The sequence below is a fragment of the Gammaproteobacteria bacterium genome (assembly GCA_032250735.1).
Taxonomy (GTDB): Bacteria; Pseudomonadota; Gammaproteobacteria; order SZUA-152; family SZUA-152; genus SZUA-152.
This window is the reverse complement of record JAVVEP010000003.1, coordinates 134954-153364: the sequence shown is the minus strand read 5'-3', so window position 1 is coordinate 153364 and position 18411 is coordinate 134954. Positions and strand designations below refer to the sequence as shown.

General features: G+C 62.6%; 18 protein-coding genes. 6 read left to right on the top strand and 12 right to left on the bottom strand.

Annotation, left to right across the window (positions count from 1 at the left end; translation table 11 throughout):
- The first annotated feature begins 2 nt into the window (after nt 1-2).
- From RRB22_03205 to ubiB, 5 genes are read left to right on the top strand one after another with little or no spacing between them, the layout of a single operon-like run.
- The gene (locus RRB22_03205; protein MDT8383401.1) at nt 3-377 is read left to right on the top strand and encodes a DUF971 domain-containing protein; all 375 of its coding nucleotides are present in this window, start codon (nt 3-5) and stop codon (nt 375-377) included.
- 24 nt (nt 378-401) lie between these two features.
- Nucleotides 402-1163, top strand: a complete 762-nt coding sequence (gene ubiE / locus RRB22_03200; GenBank protein ID MDT8383400.1) for a bifunctional demethylmenaquinone methyltransferase/2-methoxy-6-polyprenyl-1,4-benzoquinol methylase UbiE — start codon at nt 402-404, stop codon at nt 1161-1163.
- A complete protein-coding gene (locus RRB22_03195) occupies nt 1160-1639 on the top strand; it encodes an RDD family protein (GenBank protein MDT8383399.1) in 480 nt (159 codons plus the stop codon). The genes ubiE and RRB22_03195 overlap by 4 nt, the downstream gene beginning before the upstream one ends.
- Nucleotides 1636-2298: an SCP2 sterol-binding domain-containing protein gene (locus RRB22_03190; GenBank protein MDT8383398.1), complete on the top strand. Its 663-nt coding sequence runs from the start codon at nt 1636-1638 to the stop codon at nt 2296-2298. The genes RRB22_03195 and RRB22_03190 overlap by 4 nt, the downstream gene beginning before the upstream one ends.
- On the top strand, nt 2295-3971 hold the full coding sequence (gene ubiB / locus RRB22_03185) for a ubiquinone biosynthesis regulatory protein kinase UbiB (protein MDT8383397.1): 1677 nt from the start codon (nt 2295-2297) through the stop codon (nt 3969-3971). Before RRB22_03190 ends, ubiB begins: the two co-directional genes overlap by 4 nt.
- 37 nt (nt 3972-4008) lie before the next feature.
- On the opposite strand, the gene RRB22_03180 is transcribed toward ubiB, so the two are convergent.
- Nucleotides 4009-4296 (bottom strand): hypothetical protein, encoded by a 288-nt coding sequence (locus tag RRB22_03180; protein ID MDT8383396.1) that lies wholly within the window; start codon nt 4294-4296, stop codon nt 4009-4011.
- Between the two features lie 185 nt (nt 4297-4481).
- Here RRB22_03180 and RRB22_03175 point away from each other — a divergent pair, with 185 nt between their 5' ends.
- Nucleotides 4482-5633, top strand: coding sequence for an HPP family protein (locus tag RRB22_03175; protein MDT8383395.1), 1152 nt, complete (start codon nt 4482-4484; stop codon nt 5631-5633).
- 44 nt (nt 5634-5677) lie between these two features.
- Here RRB22_03175 and RRB22_03170 read toward each other — a convergent pair whose 3' ends face one another.
- The 11 genes from RRB22_03170 to gpmI all read right to left on the bottom strand — a co-directional run bounded on the left by RRB22_03170 (nt 5678) and on the right by gpmI (nt 18009).
- Nucleotides 5678-6664: a nitrate- and nitrite sensing domain-containing protein gene (locus tag RRB22_03170; GenBank protein ID MDT8383394.1), complete on the bottom strand. Its 987-nt coding sequence runs from the start codon at nt 6662-6664 to the stop codon at nt 5678-5680.
- Nucleotides 6661-7821, bottom strand: coding sequence for a methyl-accepting chemotaxis protein (locus RRB22_03165; protein MDT8383393.1), 1161 nt, complete (start codon nt 7819-7821; stop codon nt 6661-6663). The genes RRB22_03170 and RRB22_03165 overlap by 4 nt, the downstream gene beginning before the upstream one ends.
- 213 nt (nt 7822-8034) lie before the next feature.
- The gene (locus RRB22_03160) at nt 8035-8583 is read right to left on the bottom strand and encodes a TlpA disulfide reductase family protein (protein MDT8383392.1); all 549 of its coding nucleotides are present in this window, start codon (nt 8581-8583) and stop codon (nt 8035-8037) included.
- Complete coding sequence (locus tag RRB22_03155; protein MDT8383391.1) at nt 8580-9167, bottom strand: redoxin family protein; 588 nt, start codon at nt 9165-9167, stop codon at nt 8580-8582. Before RRB22_03155 ends, RRB22_03160 begins: the two co-directional genes overlap by 4 nt.
- Entirely contained in the window at nt 9154-10194 is a 1041-nt protein-coding gene (locus RRB22_03150) for a hypothetical protein (protein ID MDT8383390.1), read from the bottom strand. The genes RRB22_03155 and RRB22_03150 overlap by 14 nt, the downstream gene beginning before the upstream one ends.
- A 24-nt stretch (nt 10195-10218) precedes the next feature.
- Nucleotides 10219-11886, bottom strand: a complete 1668-nt coding sequence (locus tag RRB22_03145) for a hypothetical protein (protein ID MDT8383389.1) — start codon at nt 11884-11886, stop codon at nt 10219-10221.
- A 369-nt stretch (nt 11887-12255) separates the two neighbouring features.
- Nucleotides 12256-12807: a DJ-1/PfpI family protein gene (locus RRB22_03140; protein ID MDT8383388.1), complete on the bottom strand. Its 552-nt coding sequence runs from the start codon at nt 12805-12807 to the stop codon at nt 12256-12258.
- Complete coding sequence (locus RRB22_03135; GenBank protein ID MDT8383387.1) at nt 12783-13634, bottom strand: divergent polysaccharide deacetylase family protein; 852 nt, start codon at nt 13632-13634, stop codon at nt 12783-12785. The genes RRB22_03140 and RRB22_03135 overlap by 25 nt, the downstream gene beginning before the upstream one ends.
- A 23-nt stretch (nt 13635-13657) precedes the next feature.
- A complete protein-coding gene (locus RRB22_03130; protein MDT8383386.1) occupies nt 13658-14974 on the bottom strand; it encodes a S41 family peptidase in 1317 nt (438 codons plus the stop codon).
- 229 nt (nt 14975-15203) lie between these two features.
- On the bottom strand, nt 15204-16448 hold the full coding sequence (locus RRB22_03125; GenBank protein MDT8383385.1) for a peptidoglycan DD-metalloendopeptidase family protein: 1245 nt from the start codon (nt 16446-16448) through the stop codon (nt 15204-15206).
- Nucleotides 16435-18009 (bottom strand): 2,3-bisphosphoglycerate-independent phosphoglycerate mutase, encoded by a 1575-nt coding sequence (gene gpmI, locus RRB22_03120; protein ID MDT8383384.1) that lies wholly within the window; start codon nt 18007-18009, stop codon nt 16435-16437. Before gpmI ends, RRB22_03125 begins: the two co-directional genes overlap by 14 nt.
- Between the last annotated feature and the right edge of the window lie 402 nt (nt 18010-18411).

Sequence of the window (18411 nt, the reverse complement as noted above, 5' to 3'; positions counted from 1 at the left end):
TTATGACCTCGGCCCCAAGACCGACTGATATTAATCTGCACCAGGCCTCACGCATGCTGGAAATCACCTTTGACGACGGCAACACGTTTGAATATCCCTGTGAATACCTGCGCGTTTATTCGCCGTCGGCTGAAGTGGCGGGACATGGCCCCGGTCAGGAGGTGCTGCAGGTGGGCAAGGAGAATGTCAATATTGCCGGCATTGAACCGGTCGGCAATTATGCCGTCCAACTGGAATTTGATGACGGCCACCGCACCGGTATCTACTCCTGGGATACCCTGTATGTGCTGGGCCGGGACAAGACAGAAAAGTGGGCCGAATACTTGAACCGCCTGGAAAAGGCCGGTCACAAACGCAAGACGGCAGATAAAAGCTAAACGAGAAAAGAGAAAAGAAAAAAGATGAATCATTCGCCACAGGACAAGGACACCACTCACTTCGGTTACGAAAAAGTGCGCCGTGAAGAAAAGGCCGGCAAGGTGGCCGGGGTATTCCATTCGGTCGCCGATAGCTATGACCTGATGAACGACCTGATGTCGATGGGTGTGCACCGTCTGTGGAAACGTTACACCATTGAGATGAGCGGCGTGCGTGGCGGCCAGCGGGTGCTGGATATCGCCGGTGGCACCGGTGATCTGGCGGCAAAGTTTTCCGCGCTGGTGGGTGACCAGGGCCAGGTGATACTGGCCGATATCAATGATTCCATGTTGAGGGTGGGGCGTGAACGGCTGATCGACCGCGGCGTATTGTCTAACATGGAGTATGTGCAGGCCAATGCCGAATGCCTGCCGTTCCCGGACAATTATTTCGATTGCATTACCATTGCCTTCGGGCTGCGTAATGTCACCGACAAGGATGCGGCATTGCGATCCATGCGCCGTGTTCTGAAACCCGGCGGCCGGCTGCTGGTACTGGAATTTTCCAAACCGGTGGCGCCGGGTCTGGCCCCCCTCTATGACGCCTATTCTTTCAAATTGTTGCCGTTGATGGGCAGGCTGATTGCCAGGGATGATGCCAGTTATCGTTATCTCGCGGAGTCCATACGCATGCATCCCGGCCAGCAGGAATTAAAGGAGATGATGGAAAGCGCCGGTCTGGAGCGGTGTGAATATTTCAATCTTTCGGGCGGCATTGTCGCCCTGCACCGGGGTTATAAGTTGTGAGTGAGGCCCTGGACCTGGCCACAGTCCACTATGCCGGATTCTGGCGACGGGTGGGCGCGAGCCTGATCGACAGCGTCATGCTCATGGTGTTGATGGGCTTGCTGCTGGATCCGTCATTTATAAATGCGGGCATGCTGACCACCGAAGGCCTGCTGCGCATGGCTCTGGTATTGCTCATTACCGTTGGGCTGTGGCTGAAATTTCTGGGCACGCCGGGAAAGCTGTTGCTGGAATGCCAGATCGTCGATGCCGACAGCTTATTGCCGATGACCAGTCGGCAGGCGGTGCTGCGATATGTTGCCTATCTCGCCTCCGTCCTGCCCCTGATGCTGGGATTTTTCTGGGTGGCGTATGACAAACGCAAGCAGGGTTTTCACGACAAGCTCGCCAATACCGTGGTGGTGTACCGCGCGGGGCTCGAGGCCGACGATGAATCCACCAAAAGCCTGCAACAGCTGATGGGTGAACTGCGATGAGACACCTGCCCACCACCATCACTGCCGCTATCGAGTCGGCCTTGAATCGCGTCTTACAGTTAGACGAGGATAGCGTTGCACGCCTGTCCCGTTTGCAGGGCAAGGTGATCGCCATCGAGTTCAGCGGCCTGGATGTGGCCCTGTATCTGATTCCCGAGGCCGGCAAGTTGACCGTTTATGGCCGCTTTGAAGGTGAGGCCGACACGGTGTTGCGCGGTTCGCCACTGGCCCTGATGCGTATGGGGCTGGCGAAACATGCGGGCGATGTGGTGTTCGCCGGCGATGTCACAATCAGTGGCGACGTAGAACTGGGCCAGGAGTTTCGTGACATTCTGGATGCCCTGGATATCGACTGGGAAGAGCATCTGTCGCACTTCACCGGTGACCTGGTTGCACACAAGGTGGGCAATCTGGTGCGTGGCGCGGTTGCCTGGGGACGGCAGACGGCCGATACCCTGGGGCAGGATGCGGCGGAATATCTGCAGGAAGAGAGCGAGATGCTGCCCAATCGCGACGAGGTCGACGCCTATCTATCGCAGGTTGATGGGTTGCGCACGGACGTGGATCGTCTGGAGGCACGGGTACAGCGCTTGCAGTCACATCTGCCGGCCGCGCGGGGCGAGAGCGGTACGGCGCCGCATAGCGGAGAAGCGGAGTGATCGGATTTCGGCAGGCATTACGTCTCATCCACATCAACAATGTCCTCGGTCGCCACGGCCTCGACGAGGTGATCCTGGCGACCCACCTGCTGCGGCCGGTGCGTTTCCTGCAATACCTCTCGCCTTGGCGCTGGTTTCGGCGCGAAAAACTGGCCCGCGGCGTGCGGATTCGCCGCAGCCTGGAAGACCTCGGCCCGATCTTTGTCAAGTTTGGACAGATCCTCTCCACCCGCCGCGACCTGTTGCCGGATGACATCGCCCTCGAGCTGGCCCAGCTACAGGACAATGTGCCCCCTTTCCCCGGTGATCAGGCGCGCGCGATTATCGAAAGGGATCTGGGCAGGCCGGTGGGCGAATTATTTGCCCGCTTTGACGAGCGACCACTGGCCTCGGCCTCCATCGCCCAGGTGCACACCGCCACCCTGCATGACGGCAGGGAGGTGGTGGTCAAGGTGGTGCGGCCGAATATCCTTAACACCATCCGCCGCGATCTTGGCCTGCTGTATACCCTTGCCGATCTGGCCACCCGCTTCTGGGCGGACGGCAAGCGTCTGCGCCCGCGGGAGGTGGTGGCGGAATTTGAAAAGACCCTGCTCGACGAGCTGGACCTGATGCGCGAGGCCGCCTCGGCCTCGATGTTGCGTCGCAACTTTGCCAGCTCGGATCTGTTGTACGTGCCGGAGATCCATTGGCCGATGACGCATCGCAATGTGATGGTGATGGAGCGTATTCACGGCATCCCGGTGAGCGATATCGACGCCTTGCGGGCGCAGGGGGTCGACCTGAAAAAGCTGGCCGAGCACGGCGTGGATATCTTTTTCACCCAGGTGTTTCGCGACAACTTCTTTCATGCCGACATGCACCCCGGCAATATCTTTGTCGAACCCGGTGGCCGCTATATCGCGGTGGACTTTGGCATCATGGGCACCCTCAGTCACGATGACCAGCACTATCTGGCGGGCAATTTTCTGGCCTTTTTCCGGCGCGATTATCGCAAGGTGGCGGAGCTGCATGTAGAGTCCGGCTGGGTGCCGGAGGGTACCCGTGTCGAGGAGTTCGAGGCGGCGATTCGCACCGTCTGTGAGCCGATCTTTGAGCGGCCCCTGAAAGACATCTCGTTTGGCTATTTGTTGTTACGCCTGTTTCAGACGGCGCGGCGTTTCAATATGGAGATCCAGCCCCAGCTGGTGCTGCTGCAAAAGACCCTGTTGAATATCGAGGGCCTGGGGCGGCAGCTGTATCCCGACCTGGACCTGTGGCAGACCGCCAAGCCCTATCTTGAACGCTGGATGAGTGAACAGATAGGCGTACGGGCCATCTGGCGCGCGGCGCGCCGTAACGCACCGGAGTGGAGTGAAAAATTGCCGGAGATCCCCGGTCTGCTGCACCAGTGGCTGACCCAGGCGACCGCGACTGATGCTGCCAGATCGCCGAAGGCCGAGGCGGGCGCCAGCGAGCAGATGCGAGCCCTGCGCTGGGAGATTCGCCGCGCCAACCGTCGCCTGTTTCGCGCCATTGTCGGCTCGGCCCTGGTGCTGAGCGCCTCGATTATCTACGTCTATGCCGACCCCACCACCACCAGCATGCTGGGTAACGCCCCGTTGCTGACCTGGCTGATGGGCGGCCTGGGCGGCTTCGTGCTGATCTTCTCCTGGCCCGGCCGGGGCCGCTAGCCCGAGCGCTTGTTGGCGCCTGTCCCTATTCCCTGTCTCAGCAGAAACAGTAGCGCTCACAGCCGAGGGCGGTGATCTGCTCTCTGCGCAGGCGCAACTCCTGCGGCTCGGCCGAGGTGTCGGTTGCGACCCCTGCCGACAGGGGGGTGGACAGGGCCGGATGCAAAACCCCCACCAGCTCGTCGCCCTCGCTGCGGCTGATCTCCACCCACTGGCACTGCCCCTGCCGGTGGATCTGCACGTAACAGCCGGCCCCCAGGCAGCCTAGCCGCTCCGCCGTTGGTGGCTGGAAGATATCCTGTTGAATATTGCTACGGGTCATCATTTTTAGTACCTACTGCCACGTTCTGTGTCTGGTTAAAGATTATGCCATTCAGTGCCGGTTTGCTAACGACATTTGCGCCGGAGGCAAAACCAGTATTCAATATACACTTTATAGTCGATTCTGGACAATACACAGGAAAAACACACAGGACCGCCATGGCCCCCTTTCCGTTTCACCACTGGTTTGTGACCCAAGTCGAACTCAGTCATCGACGCATCCTGCTATCCGCCGCCAGCGCCCTGATTGCGGTGGGGCTGGTCGCCCTGATCAGCCAGCTCAGTCTGAGCGGGCGGGACGTCCCCCTGCTGGCGGCCTCGATCGGCGCCTCGGCGGTATTGCTGTTTGCCACCCCGACCAGCAACTTTTCGAGCCCCTGGGCCTTTGTCGGCGGGCATATGGTCTCGGTGCTCATCGGCATCACCTGTGCCCGGTGGATACCCAGCCTGCCGCTGGCCGCGGCCAGCGCAGTGAGTCTGGCGATCGTGGCGATGTTCTATCTGCGCTGTCTGCATCCCCCTGGGGGGGCCTCGGCCCTGATGGTAGTGCTGGGCGGCGAGTCGGTACAGCAGCTGGGGTATCAGTTTGCGCTGACCCCGGTGTTGCTGAATGTGGCCGTGATGCTGGCCTGCGCCATGCTGTACTGGCACCTCGCCGGCATCCGCCGGCACTCACCCATCGAGGAGGGACCGCGTCTGCACGACGACTGGCAACGTCGCGAGGAGGAGTGGCTGGCGGGGGAGACCCCCTTCAGCCACCAGGACCTGCTCCACGCCATGGGCGAGATGGACACCTATCTGGACATCAGTGAGCATGACCTGCAGGAGATCTATGCCCGCGCCATGCAGCGTGCCCATCAGTACGCCCTGGACGGGATTCGCTGCGGGGATATCATGAGTCAGCCGGTGATCAGTGTCGAATACGGCACGGAGCTGGGTGAGGCCTGGGCGCTGTTCGAACGCCACTACATCCGGGGTCTGCCGGTGGTGGACAGCTTTCGGCGGGTGCAGGGCATAATCACGGTCAGCGACTTTGTGCACATGGCCAATGAGTTTCGGGCCAACGGTGAGGCGACGGATGACAGTCATGGGGGCATGGCCGAACACCTTGCCTGGCTGCGTCAACGCACCCCGGGCTTCGAGTCCGACAAGCCGGAGGTGGCGGGCCAGCTGATGACCACGCCGGTGATTACCGCGTGGGTGGATGACCCGGTGAGTGAGCTGGTACCCCTGTTTACCCAGCACGCCATCCACCATATGCCGGTGGTGGACGAGCGCCGCAGGCTGGTGGGTATGCTGACCCGTGAGGATGTGATGGCCGCGAGGGCCGGCGCGGGGTGAATGGCGATTGCCGACAGGCTCCCAGCCCTTGGCGCTAACCGGAATTAGGCCAGACTGGCGACGAGCAGATACCCGGCGGGCAGCAGCAGGGCCAGCGCCAGGCCACGGGAGAGCCACAGCTGTCGTTGCTGTGCCTGTTCCACCAGGGCGAGGCGGTGCTGCAGCGAACCGAGGAGGGTGTCCAGCAGGCTGAAGCTGTGCTGGATGGCCTCGGTGCCCGCGGTGTAGAAATCGCTCGGCGCCAGCTCCACGCTGCGCTCATGAATAATGTCGTTCTCCAGCAGGGACAGGAATGCCTGGATCGTCCGCTGGCTCTGGTCGAGGGCATGGCCGGCACGGGTGCCGAAATCGGCCTCCTGTACCGCATCCCGCTGGGCGAGCGCACCCCGCACGTCCTGCCCCATCTGCTCCGCCACGCGGCGGGTGTTGGCCAGCAGATAGCGCAGTTTGACCCGCATCTCGATACTGCATCGGCCCCGCGCCGCCACGCCGGTGCCCATGCCCCGCGCCTGCCCCAGGGTTTCGGTCACCAGCGGCAGGGTGTTGATGGCCGTGTCCATGAGCCGCGCATTGGGGTCGGCGGCCAGCAGTAGGCCGGCGGCATCGGCCACATCATTGATGAGGTAGAGCAGCTCGGTCATCAGGGCGGTATGACGGCCGAAACTCTCGGCTGCGGAAAAGCGGCTGAGCTGTTGCTTGATGGTGGACCAGGCATCCAGCAGCGTCTGGCTGCGCGGCCCCACCCCCCAGTGTGCTTCCACGGACAGCAGGGCCTGGGTGCGGGCCATATCCTGGTCGATGCTCGCCTGCAGGCTGGTGAGCTTGGGGCGAAAGCTCTCGTCACCCTGTAACAGGGCATTGGCCATGCCGCGATGCTGGGGCAGCGCCTCCAGTAGCTGCCGTAGCTGCTTGACCGCCTGCAACCCCAGCAGCCGTTGCCCGGCGGCACGTGTCTGGGTACTGCGATACGCGGGCAGCAGGTAGCCGGCGGACAGCAGGGCACAGGCGGGAAACAGCAGGCTCAGGCTCATGGGCGGGGCATCGTGCTCAGCCGGCTCAGGCGCTGCGACAGCTGCACCAGGTAGGCGGAGGTGGTGGCCACGTCATCCATGATGCTGTTCTGGTTGTGGGCCTGCTGGTTGATATGTTCGATATGGCGGGCGATATCGGCGCTTACCGCGCCCTGCTCATTCACGGCCGCGCCCATGGTGGCAATCATCTGCGCGGTCTCATGGGCGCCGCGTTTGATGTCCTCCAGCGCCTCACCGGCGTGCCGGGTCAGGGTGACCCCCTCGCTCACCGAGTGTTGCACCCGGCCCATACCGTCCACGGTGGTAGTAATCTCGGCCTGGATCTGATTGATCTGCTGCGCCACCTCGGCCGCCGCCGCATGGGTACGGCCGGCCAGGGTGCGCACCTCGTCGGCCACCACGGCAAAGCCGCGGCCGTATTCCCCGGCGCGGGCCGCCTCGATGGCCGCATTGAGTGCCAGCAGGTTGGTCTGGTCGGAGATCTCCTCGATCACATGGATGATGGAACCCACCTGCTGCGAGCGTGCTCCCAGTGCCGAGATCTGCTCCGAGGCCTGGGCCACGGCATCGGCCGCAGCCTGGATCTCGGCGACTGCGTCCTGCACCACCCGGGCACCCTTGCCCGCGGTCTGATCGGCGCGCTCGGAGATGTCGCGGGTGTTCTCCGCCTGTTGTTCGATCTCGTGAATGCTGGCCACCATCTGCTCGACGGCGGAGGCAATACTGTTGACCGCCGTCTCCTGTTCGCGGGTGCCGGCGGCGCTGTTGGCCGACATCTGCGACAGCTCGTCCGCGGCGCTATTGACCTCGTTGGTCGCCGCCGAGATGCGCGAGAGGGTGCGGCCATGCTCGGTTGCCGCACGTCGCAGCCGCTGCTGGGGCGCGGCATATTCCCCCGACAGCGGCTGCGGCAGGCCGCGCTGGGCATGGCGTCCGGCAATAAAATAGGCCAGCAGGAGATAGACCGTCAGCCCGCTGCTGAGGCCGATAAACACCAGCACCTCGTTGCGGGCCGCCGCATCCGCGATGTGCGCGAGAAAGTGGTGGGCCAGCAGCCACTGGGGCGAGAGGACCAGCAGGCCCAGCAGGACGAGCTTCTGCCCCAGGCCCAGGCGGGACAATACCGATACGGCGGGTAAGGTAAGGTGTTGCAGCATTTTTCGGTGTCTTCGTGACGGTTGCGTTGTAAAAACGGGACAATTGAAGGTTGCGCCAGGCCGGCCATGGCTCTGCAGAAACCCCGTTGATGAGAGTGATATTGGCCGCGAATGGCAAAACTTAAGTGAACGGCCCTGGGAGGCTGTCGGATTTAGGGGGACTGAAGCGAATGAGTGGGATAGCGGCCAATTCACCCTAAACCCGGCGGATTCCTAGCGTTGCTGGCCGGGATCGGTCTCCAGCAGGGTCTGCACCGCGCGGGTAAAGGCCTCGGTCTCCCACGGGGCGGGGCCAAGCTGGTAGCCGAGCACAAGCCCGTCGCGGGAGAGGAACAGGGTATAGGGCAGGGCGGGCAGGCTGAGGAGCGCATGGTCATCCGGATGCAGCAGCAGGGGCGGGAGGGGTAGCCGGTATTTGTGCAGAAAGTGCCGGGCCTGGGCCAGCCGCCGATCCACGGAAAGCACGACAATCTCGATCTCCGGATGCGCCGTCTGCCACCGCAACAGGGCCGGCAGCTCCCGGCGGCAGGGGACGCACCATGCGGCCCAGAAGTGCAGGATGCGGGCCCTGCCCTGGGTGTCGGCGAGCGAGTGGGTGTGGTCATCCGCATCCTGCCAGCGGATAGGGGGCAGGGGGCGGAGGTCACCGGGCCGGATCGCCGCCTGGGCGGCATAGTCTGTCGCCGGGACAGCCGCTTGAACTGTCGCTTGAACAACAGCGAGCAGCGTCAGGCCGATCAGCGCCGCCGTGAAAATCTTCATGGCAGCTGCTGTTCGAGGCTGGCGGTGAGGGCGCTGCCGTCACGGAAGTCTTCATTGAGCAGGATGGTGCCGGTGCGGTCGATGACCACCACCGTGGCCATGGTGGCGTTGAGCTGGTGTTGCAGGGCCTGATCCACGTCGGCCAGGGTGACGAAGTCGGAGCCGGCATAGCCATTGGCCAGCTCCTGCATGCGGCTGCCGCTGACACTGCCGGACACGTAATCCACCAGCGCATAGACCACGCGGCCGCGGTTTCGGAAGCGGGGAATGATCTGGCTGTAGAGGTAATCCGAGTGGGCCAGGCAGACCGGGCACCACATGGTGAAGTAGAGCACGATGACATCGGCGGGGTCACTGCCGCCCTGCAGGTGGGCCGATAGGGTGAAATCGGAGCCGGTGCTGGTGGTGAGGCGGAAGTCCGCCGCCTGCTGGCTCGGCTGTGCGCCGATGGAGCCGGCGACCACCTCGGCGCGTCGATCCGCGCCGGAGGGCGACAGGTCATCGCCCAGCCCGTCACAGCCCGGCAGGACGAGCAGCAGGGTGAGCAACAATCCCAAACCCGACAGGTTCCTAGCGTAGTACATGGCTGACTCCGAGGCTGATGATATCCGTGGCCGGAAAGTTTTCCCCCCAGCCATCGCGGGCCGGCGCATGGTTCCAGCTGAGCCGGCTTACCCAGCGACGGTCATCCGTTGCCCAGGCCAGGCTGGCGGTCAGGGAGCGCCTTTGCAGGCCGGAGGTGGGGTCGGTGTGGCCATCGAAGCGGGTCTGCTGTTCCGTCAGATGGGCGTAGGTCAGGGTCGCGGTCAGGGAGTCCAGCCGATCGGTAAAATAGGTGTAGCCCAGCGCGAGGCTGCGGCTGAAACGGTCGCCCAGCTGTTTGTCATAGGGTTCCACGTACTGGCCGTATTCGCGGTTCACCGGGCGCTCGAGGTAGCGGCCGTAGCTGGCCTGCAGGCTGGCGCTCCAGGGGTAGATGGTCTTTTCGATGAGCACCGAGCCGTCCAGGCGATAGGCCCCGCGGCCGGTGATGTCGAAGCTGTCCTGCACCTGGTCGTAGGGCGAGGTGCCGGTGGGTATCAGCAGGGAGGCGCCCCAGTAGATGGCAGGTTTGAGGTCCTGCCAGCCAGTGACGTTCCAGACACAGGTGATGTCATCAAAGGCCTCGTACCACATCGTCACCATGCCGTCCCCGATGCCGTGGGTGGCGCGTTCCAGGTTGGCGTAGCGGTTGTTGTTCCACACATAGGGGAGCGATGCCGACAGCTGCCAGCGGGGCGCCAGACGCTGGGCGTAACCCAGGTTGAGGCGGTATTGCTGCAGCGCAGCGCCCGGCGGGTCGGGCGACCAGTCGCCATCGCCCTTCCAGAAACCGTTGTAGTATTCCCCGTCGACACTGACATCGATCATCGCCTGGGAAGTCTTCGGCAGCAGCAGCGAGCCGGAGGCACCGCCGCCGCAACACGAGGCCGCCGACGCGTTGCCGTAGAGGCCGACGCCGATCAGCCCCACGGCAAGAAGGGCGATGGGCCTGACCGTGCCGGGGAGCGACGCGGACACCTTGGCGCAGCGGTTGCCGGCACTTTTCCAGTGGCATTTTTCAAAGGTCATTTTTCGGGTGGCACTTTTCAGCTACTACAGGTTCGGTGCCGGGGTGGCCAGAAAGGTCGCATAGGCCGTGCCGTCGGTTGCCGGGTTGCCGTCCGTGCTCTTTTGCTCGCCATTGACGCTGAGGCGCACATGGATCTCGCCCTGGCTGCCATTGTCCAGTCCGCCCAGGCCCTCGGCCGTCCAGTAGCCGCCGCCGTCTTCGCTGGCCGTGATCCAGCTGCCGGCATCGGTGGAGACCTCGACGCTGATGCTGGTCACGCTCAGTTCATGCTCGGCATCCCCAGGGTTGAGGATGCTGCCCGAGGCGAGGGCGGGGTAGTCCATCATGTTTTCCCTGGCGGCGATGAACAGCTGGAAGCGGTGATTGCCGGTCTCACCGGACAGGCCGGAGCGGAACAGGTAATAGCTGCGGCTTTCCGGCTGGCCCATGCCGGCGATGCGGTCGTCCACCCCCTTGAGGGTGGCGCGGGTGGAATCGCCCATGGCCATCATCACCGGGGGATAGAAGTGGGTCTCATCGGTGCCGTCGATCAGCAGCCGAAGATCCCAGTAGCCCATGGCCGTGCCGTTCATCATCTGTGAGGCCATCAGGTAGTAGACGGTGCAGGCATAGGTGCCGGCAGTGGCGGTCTCGGTGCAGCCGTCCACCGGGGTGCCGTGGCTGTGGCTGGCCATGTGCATCACGGGCAGCAGGCTGAGGGATAGCCCGGTCTGCGGGGCCAGACCGGTGGCGGCGTCGGTCACCGCGATCTGGAAGCGGGACTTGCCCTGCATCGCCGCCATGCTGCCCGGCAGGTTGTCAGGCAGATAGCGGAGACGATAGCGATCGGTGAGCGCCGTGCGGGCGAAAGGCAGCACACCGATCTTGTCATTGGTGAGCCCGCTCAGGTCTCTGCCGCCGGCGCGGAAGTTCAGCAGGGCGCGGCCAAATCGATTCTGGATGTCGGCGCCGAGCGCTGTCGCGGTGCCGGCAAGGGTGATGCCGCCGGCGCTGCCGGCCCCGTCCAGCTGGCCGTCGGCAAGGTCCTCGGCCAGGGCGCTGAGCATATCGAACTGCCGGGCCGGGTCGAGGCCGAGGTCGTTGCCCAGCTGGCTGAATGCCGCCGCGCGCAGGCCGGCCAGGCGCTGCGCGTCGGTGGCGTCGGGCGCTTCGTGGGTGGCATCGGCGGGAGCGATGGCGTGATCGGGCGAAAAGCCGAAGGCGCTGGTGAAAAGGGCCTGCGCCTCGGCGAGGCTGTGGCCGAAGCGGTTGATGAGAGTCGCCAGCAGGGTGCTGGCCGGCGTGGCGTGCACCTGGTCGTCCTCGTCGAGGCTGTCGGCCGCGATGTGTGCGCTGAGGATGCCGGCGTCGGCTACGCTGCTGCCGGTCGCCTCATCCACATAGCTGCCGCCGCTGCATTCCAGCAGCAGCTCGCCTTGCAGGTAGGCCTCGTGCACGGTGATGCGGTAATCGCCAGCGGCGTCCGTGGTGACGGGGCCTTCGAGGATGGCCCCGTTGGCGGGGTCCTTCACCATACAGTGGGCGCCATTCACGGCGGCGGCGAAGGCGGAGCCGGTGAGGGTCAGCGCATGCGTGGCGTGATCATGCGCGGTATCGTCGCTGCTGCACCCGGCCAGGCCGATGCAGGCGAGGCCGGCGAGGCACAGGGTGGCTATGTGGTGTGTGAATGACAGAGGGTTTGTGGTCGACATGCGGCGCTCTCCAGGCAGAAATAGTGGCGAGCATGCTAATACCATGGGAATGGCAGGGGAATGCGACACAGTGTCGCAGTTTGGTGTGATGCGGGTGCTTGCCTCTGCGTTGAGGCATTCATTCTGTGACTAATCGTCGGTCACGATGATGAACGATTTTTAACGGAGGCCGTTGTGAAGCCGCTTATAGTTATGTGCAGGGTACTAGTCATGGTCAGTGCCAGGCCACTTTTTTAAGATGCCCTGTGACATCAAAGCCGCGACGCGACTGGTTTAAGATCAACCACAGCGAAATACCCAGAGTCCACTTATTCCTGGGCTGTGCGCTGGTCCGGTGCGACTCGCCAGGCAGGCGGGTCGCGGGTCAGCTTAGGGCCGCACCAAACCCGTCTCCACCTGCTGGCGTTTTTCCGCACCCACCAGGGTTTCGATGAGGGTGAGGGCGAAGTCCATGGCGGTGCCGGGACCGCGTGAGGTGATGACCTTGCCGTCGATCATGATCGTCTCGGCTGTGATGTCGGTGTTGCTGAGCTGGAGTTTTTCCAGCGTGCCGGGATAGGCGGTGGCGCGCTTGCCGTCGAGCAGGCCGGCACTGGCGAGCACCTTGGGTGCGGCGCAGATGGCAGCGGTAAATCGTTCGCTGTTGGCCATCTTTTTGAGCAGGGCCTGAATGCGCGCATCCTGATCCAGGTGGTCGGCACCGGGCAGGCCGCCGGGCAGCACCACCATGTCGTAGTCACTTTTCAGTGCCTCATCCAGAGTGGTGTCGGCGATCAGCACCACGCCGCGGCTGGCGTGTATCGGTTGCGCATCGAGACCGGCGGTGGTGACCTTGATGCCCGCCCGACGCAGCAGATCAATAATGGTAACGGCTTCCAGTTCTTCGCAGCCCTGCGCTAGTGGGACAAGTACGCTTGCCATAGTTTTGAATCCTCCATTGTTTGCTGTACCAATTGCGAGACCGGCAGTAGACGGATGCCCTGTGCCCGCAGTTTGGGTAACTCTTCCTCCAGCACCTTCATGGTTTCGGGGAAGGGGTGGCCAATGGCCAGCGCCGAACCGTTCTGTCGGGCCTTATTGATCAGGCGACGAAAGTGAAAGCGGATCATCTCCGGATTGCGGTCGTGGTCCAGAAAAACATCGCGGCGCAGATTGGGTATCCAGTTCTCGTTAGCCAGTTGCTGGGCGATGCTGGTTTTGGTGGTATAGCTGTCGACAAAATAGAGATTGTTGCGTTTGCGCAGCTCCAGCATCAGCCATTGCATGTGGCCGGGGTGCTGGGTGAGCAGGCTGCCCATGTGGTTGTTGACGCCGACGACATGGGGCACCGAATCCAGGTCTAGCTGTAGCTGTTTGGTGAATTGCCGTGCCGTCATGTCCAGGGTCAGGCCGCCGGGACCCAGGCGCTGGTTGTGCATGGATTCCATCGGCAGGTGCAGCATGATCTCTTTTTTGAGTCGATGCGCAAGTGTGGCCAGCTCATGGGCGTGCGGTGTCTGTGGCAGGAAGGCCAGGGTTACGGCGCCCGGTAGATGCACGGCGCGGGCATCACGTTGGTTAAGGTAACCGAGGTCATCGATGATGATGCCGATGCTGATCGGTGGTAAGCCGGTTGGCGGCTGATTGTCCGGTGTGGTCTCGGCCTGTGCGAGGCCGGCGGTGGCCGCAAGGGATAACCATAGGCATAGCCGTTGTGGCCATCCGTTGCGGCGCGGCAGGCATGAAGGTTGTGGTGCGTTATCCATCATGCCTGCGCGGACATCCCCTGGTGTTAGCGGCGGCCGAGAATTTCCAGACCCTTGAGAATATTCAGCGCCTCATACAGCTGGTAATCCGTTTGCGCCAAGGAGAGTTCCTTTTCGTCCGGCACCTTGTCCAGTGGCTTTTTGTCGGCCTTGCCGTTTTGCAGGTGACCGGACAGGTCGGACTCCTTGACACGCTCACCCGTGCCTTCCAGACGGGTGATCTTGACGGCCTCGAGCTCGATGTCCGGCTTGATGCCTTCCGCCTGGATTGAGCGACCCGATGGCGTGAAGTAGCGCGCGGTGGTGAGCTTCAGCGCGGTCTGGTCATTCAGCGGCAGGATGGTCTGGACCGAGCCCTTGCCAAAGGTACGGGTGCCGAGGATCACGGCGCGGCGGTGATCCTGCAATGCGCCGGCCACGATCTCCGAGGCAGAGGCAGAGCCGCCGTTGACCAGCACGACCAGCGGCGCACCATCCAGCAGGCGGCGCGGGGTGGCGCTGAATTTCATGGCGGAGTCCGCAATGCGGCCTTCGGTGTAGACGATCAGTCCGGAGTCGAGGAAGGCGTCGCTGACCTCAACGGCGGCATTCAGTACGCCGCCGGGGTTGTTGCGCAGGTCCAGCACCATGCCCTTGAGCGTGCCACCGTTTTCCTTTTTCAGCTGCTCGATGGCCTCGGCCAGGTTTTCACCCGTGTGCGACTGGAACTGCGAAATGCGCAGATAACCGAAGCCGTCCTCCAGGGTACGGGCGCGCACGCTCTTTACCTTGATGACGTCGCGGGTGATGGTGATCTTCAGTGGCTTTTCCTCGCCCTCGCGGATGATGGTCAGCACAATGTCGGTGCCGACCTTGCCGCGCATGATCTTGACGGCCTCATGCAGGGTCATGCCCTTCACCGGTTGTTCGTCAAGGCGGATCACCAGGTCACCGGCCTTCACGCCGGCACGCATGGCCGGGGTGTCGTCAATGGGGGAGATGACTTTGACAAAGCCGTCTTCCATGCCGACCTCGATGCCGAGACCGCCGAACTCACCGGAGGTGCCGACCTGTAGCTCCTTGAAATTTTCGGGGTCCAGATAACTGGAATGGGGGTCGAGCCCGGAGAGCATGCCGCGAATCGCATTTTCCAGCAGCGTCTTGTCGCTGACCTCTTCCACGTAGTCATTTTTAATGCGGGCAAACACCTCGGTGAAACTGCGTAGTTCATCCAGAGGCAGCCCGAGCTTGCCGACGATTTTGTCCGCGCTCTTCTCCGCAAACACACCCTGGCCAATGGCCAGGCTGACGCCGAGGATGATGCCGGTCAGGAGCACAAACAGCGTGCGATAGTTCGATTTCATGGATGACTCCGGGTCTCAAAACAAGAGGCCGTGATTGGGTTGATTAAAAGGTGGACCAGTGCAATGTCTGCTGAAGGATTCCGGCCGATTATGCAGTACTCCGCCTAACTTGTGAATAAACCTGCACTTTCATTGATCTGAATATTGTACCGGCCTGCACGAGGGTCGCGCAGGAAAAGTCCCTGTACGGTAAAAAAGTCTCGTGAGGGCGGGCGCAATGGAGGCGAGATCAAGAGTGTTTAACCTGTTTCGGCTCATTTCGGCACCACTTGAGGGGGTTGGTGGGTTTGCCGTTGTGGCGGATCTCGAAATACAGTGCGGCGTTCTTGTTGCCGCCACTGTTGCCAACGCTGGCGATGACATCGCCGGCCTCCACCCAGTCGCCCACCTCCTTGAACAGACTCTGATTGCCGCCGTACAGGCTCATGTAGCCGTCGCCGTGGTCAATGATGGTGAGCAGGCCAAAGCCGCGCAGCCAGTCCGAAAAGGCAATCCGGCCGTGGGAGATGGCGCGGACCTCGGTGCCTTCCGGGGCGTCGATGGTGACTCCCTGCCACTTGAGCTTGCCGACGTTGCGGGCGCCGCCATAGCGCGAAGTGAGCCTCCCGGCGGAGGGCCATTGCAGACGGCCGCGCAGGGTGTGGAAGGGGGTGTGCTCGGTGCCTTCGCTGCTGGGGGCGGCGTCGGTGGGCGGTGAGGTATCGGCCGGCGGGGCCGTGGCGAGGCGATCCAGCAACTGTTGCAGACGGCGTTCATCTTCCTGCAGCAGGGACAGGCGTTCGCCCTTGGCCAGGATCTGCTGCTGGAGTTTGGCCAGCACCTCGGCCCGCTGGCTGCGGGTCTGTTCGAGCTGCTGCTTTTCCGCGGACTGCTCCTGCTGGTTGCGTTCCAGCTTTGCGGTTTCGGACTGGATCGCCTGTTCGAGGCGGTGCAGCTCGGCGAGGCTGGTGTCGAGGCTGCGGATGCGGGTCAGGCGGGCCCGGTTGAAATAATCATAATAGGTGAGGGTGCGCGTGACGGCCGCGGGGTCCTGCTGGTTGAGGAGGATTTTCAGGTACTCCTGCTGGCCGATCGTGTAGGCGGCCCGGATCTGTCGGGCGAGCGATACCCGTTGCACCTGCAGATTTGCCTGCTGGGTCTTGCGGGCCCGGTGCAGCTTCTGCAGTTCGCGCTGTTGTAGGTGCAGCTGCTGGTTGAGGCCTTTGAGCAGGGCGACGACCTTGCCGATGTGGCGTTCGGTATCGCGCAGCTGGGAGCGGAGGTCGCGGTTGCGTTGCTGGTCGGTGTCCAGCTCATGGCGCAGGGACTGGATCTGCTGGCGCAGCTGTTCGAGCTTGAGACCGGTGTTGTGGTCGGTGGTGGATTCGGCCGTGGACAGCAGCGGCCAGCCGCAGCACAGCAGCAGGAAGAGGGTTGCGCATCGGCGGCGATTATGGACGTGCGGCACGGCGCCGGACAACTTAAGCGGCGTCATCTCCTGCCACGTCATCGGTCGCCAGGGTGACCAGGTTGTGGCCGCCCATCTCTTCGGGGATGTCGAGTCCCATCAGGGTCAGCATGGTAGGGGCGACGTCGCACAGCGAGCCGGTTTCGGCCAGGGTCGCCGGGCGGCCGATGTAGATCAGCGGTACCGGGTTGGTGGTGTGCGCGGTGTGGGCCTGGCCGGTGTCATTGCTGTGCATCTGTTCGGCGTTGCCGTGATCGGCGGTGATCAGCGCTTCGCCGCCCACGCTTTTCAGCGCCGTGACCACGCGCCCCAGGCACACGTCCAGCGCCTCGATGGCCTTGACCGTGGCCTCAAAATTACCGGTGTGACCGACCATGTCCGGGTTGGCGTAGTTGCAGATAATCGTGTCGTATTTCTTGCTGAGGATCGCCTCGATCAGCCTGTCGGTAAGCTCCGGGGCGCTCATCTCCGGTTGCAGGTCGTAGGTGGCGACATCCGGGGAGGGCACCAGGATGCGGTCTTCACCGTCGAAGACCGCCTCGCGCCCGCCATTGAAGAAGAAGGTGACGTGCGCGTATTTTTCCGTTTCGGCGATGCGCAGCTGGCGCAGGCCCAGGCTGGAGATGTATTCGCCAAACACATTGTTGAGGCGATCTGGGGGAAAGGCCACCGGGATATCAAAACTGGCGCTGTATTCGGTGAGGCTGATGAAGGCGCCGAGTTTGGGCGTGGCCGCGCGCTCGAATTCCGTGAAGCCGGGCTCAATGAAGGGCCGGGTGATCTGGCGCGCCCGGTCGGAGCGGTAGTTCATGAAGATCAGCACGTCGCCATCGCGCAGCTCCACCGGGCTCTTGCCCGGGGGCACAATGCGCGTAGCCTGCACAAATTCATCGGATTCGCCGCGGGTATAGGCGGCCTCAAGCGCGGCCTGGGCATCGGGGGCCTCGAAGTCGGCCTTGCCCTGGGTGATCAGGTCATAGGCGGCCTGTACCCGTGGCCAGCGGTGGTCGCGATCCATCGCGTAATAGCGGCCGATGACGGAGGCAAAGCGGCCGCCGCCCAGCGCATCGAAGGTGTCCTGCATGGAGCGGATGTAGGTCTCGGCGCTTTTCGGCGGGGTATCCCGACCATCCAGAAAGGCGTGCAGGTAGACGTGTTTGGCGCCACGTTCGACCGCCAGTTTGGCCATCGCGCAGATATGTTCTTCGTGGCTGTGCACGCCGCCCTCGGACAGCAGGCCGAGGATGTGTACGGCGCGGTCGGTCGCGATGGTGAGGTCCACGGCATCGGTGAGGGTGTGATTGGTGAAAAACGAACCGGTGCGGATGGCCCGGCTGACCCGGGTGAATTCCTGATAGACCACACGCCCGGCCCCCAGGTTAAGGTGGCCGACCTCAGAGTTGCCCATCTGGCCGCTGGGCAGGCCCACTTCCGGGCCAGAGCCCTTGATCAGGCTGTGCGGGTATGTTTCCCACAGCGCGTCCCAGTTGGGGGTGTGGGCATGCGCAATGGCATTGGACTCGGTTTCTTCGCGATAGCCCCAGCCGTCGAGAATAATCGTCATTACAGGAGCGGGTGTGCTTGGCATGGGTGTGAATTTACTCTTTATTTGTGTATCTGCATGGAATGTAAATAGTGTAGGCGAGTCGATCACGCCAACGGATGTAAGCAGGCCATTTTAGATGATTTCCTGATGGGATGAAATGCGCGTTCGGCCGCTTTTTGGGCGCCGATGGCCGTCACGGGGGACTAGTGACACTGGCTTCGCCGAAAAGAGAATAATGATTACTATTAATATTATTAATTGCTCAAATGATTGAATACTGTATAGTCGATAACCGGCCGCTTTCAAGCCTTGGCTTAGACCTGAATCCGTGGCTTAACCGCGGCGCCTGGCACAAGCTCTTGATTCCACAGCGGATCAAAAAATGCCCGCCTAACCTAAGGGTGAAGCTAGGATTTTTTGAAACCCCTGTGAAACCAATATCTC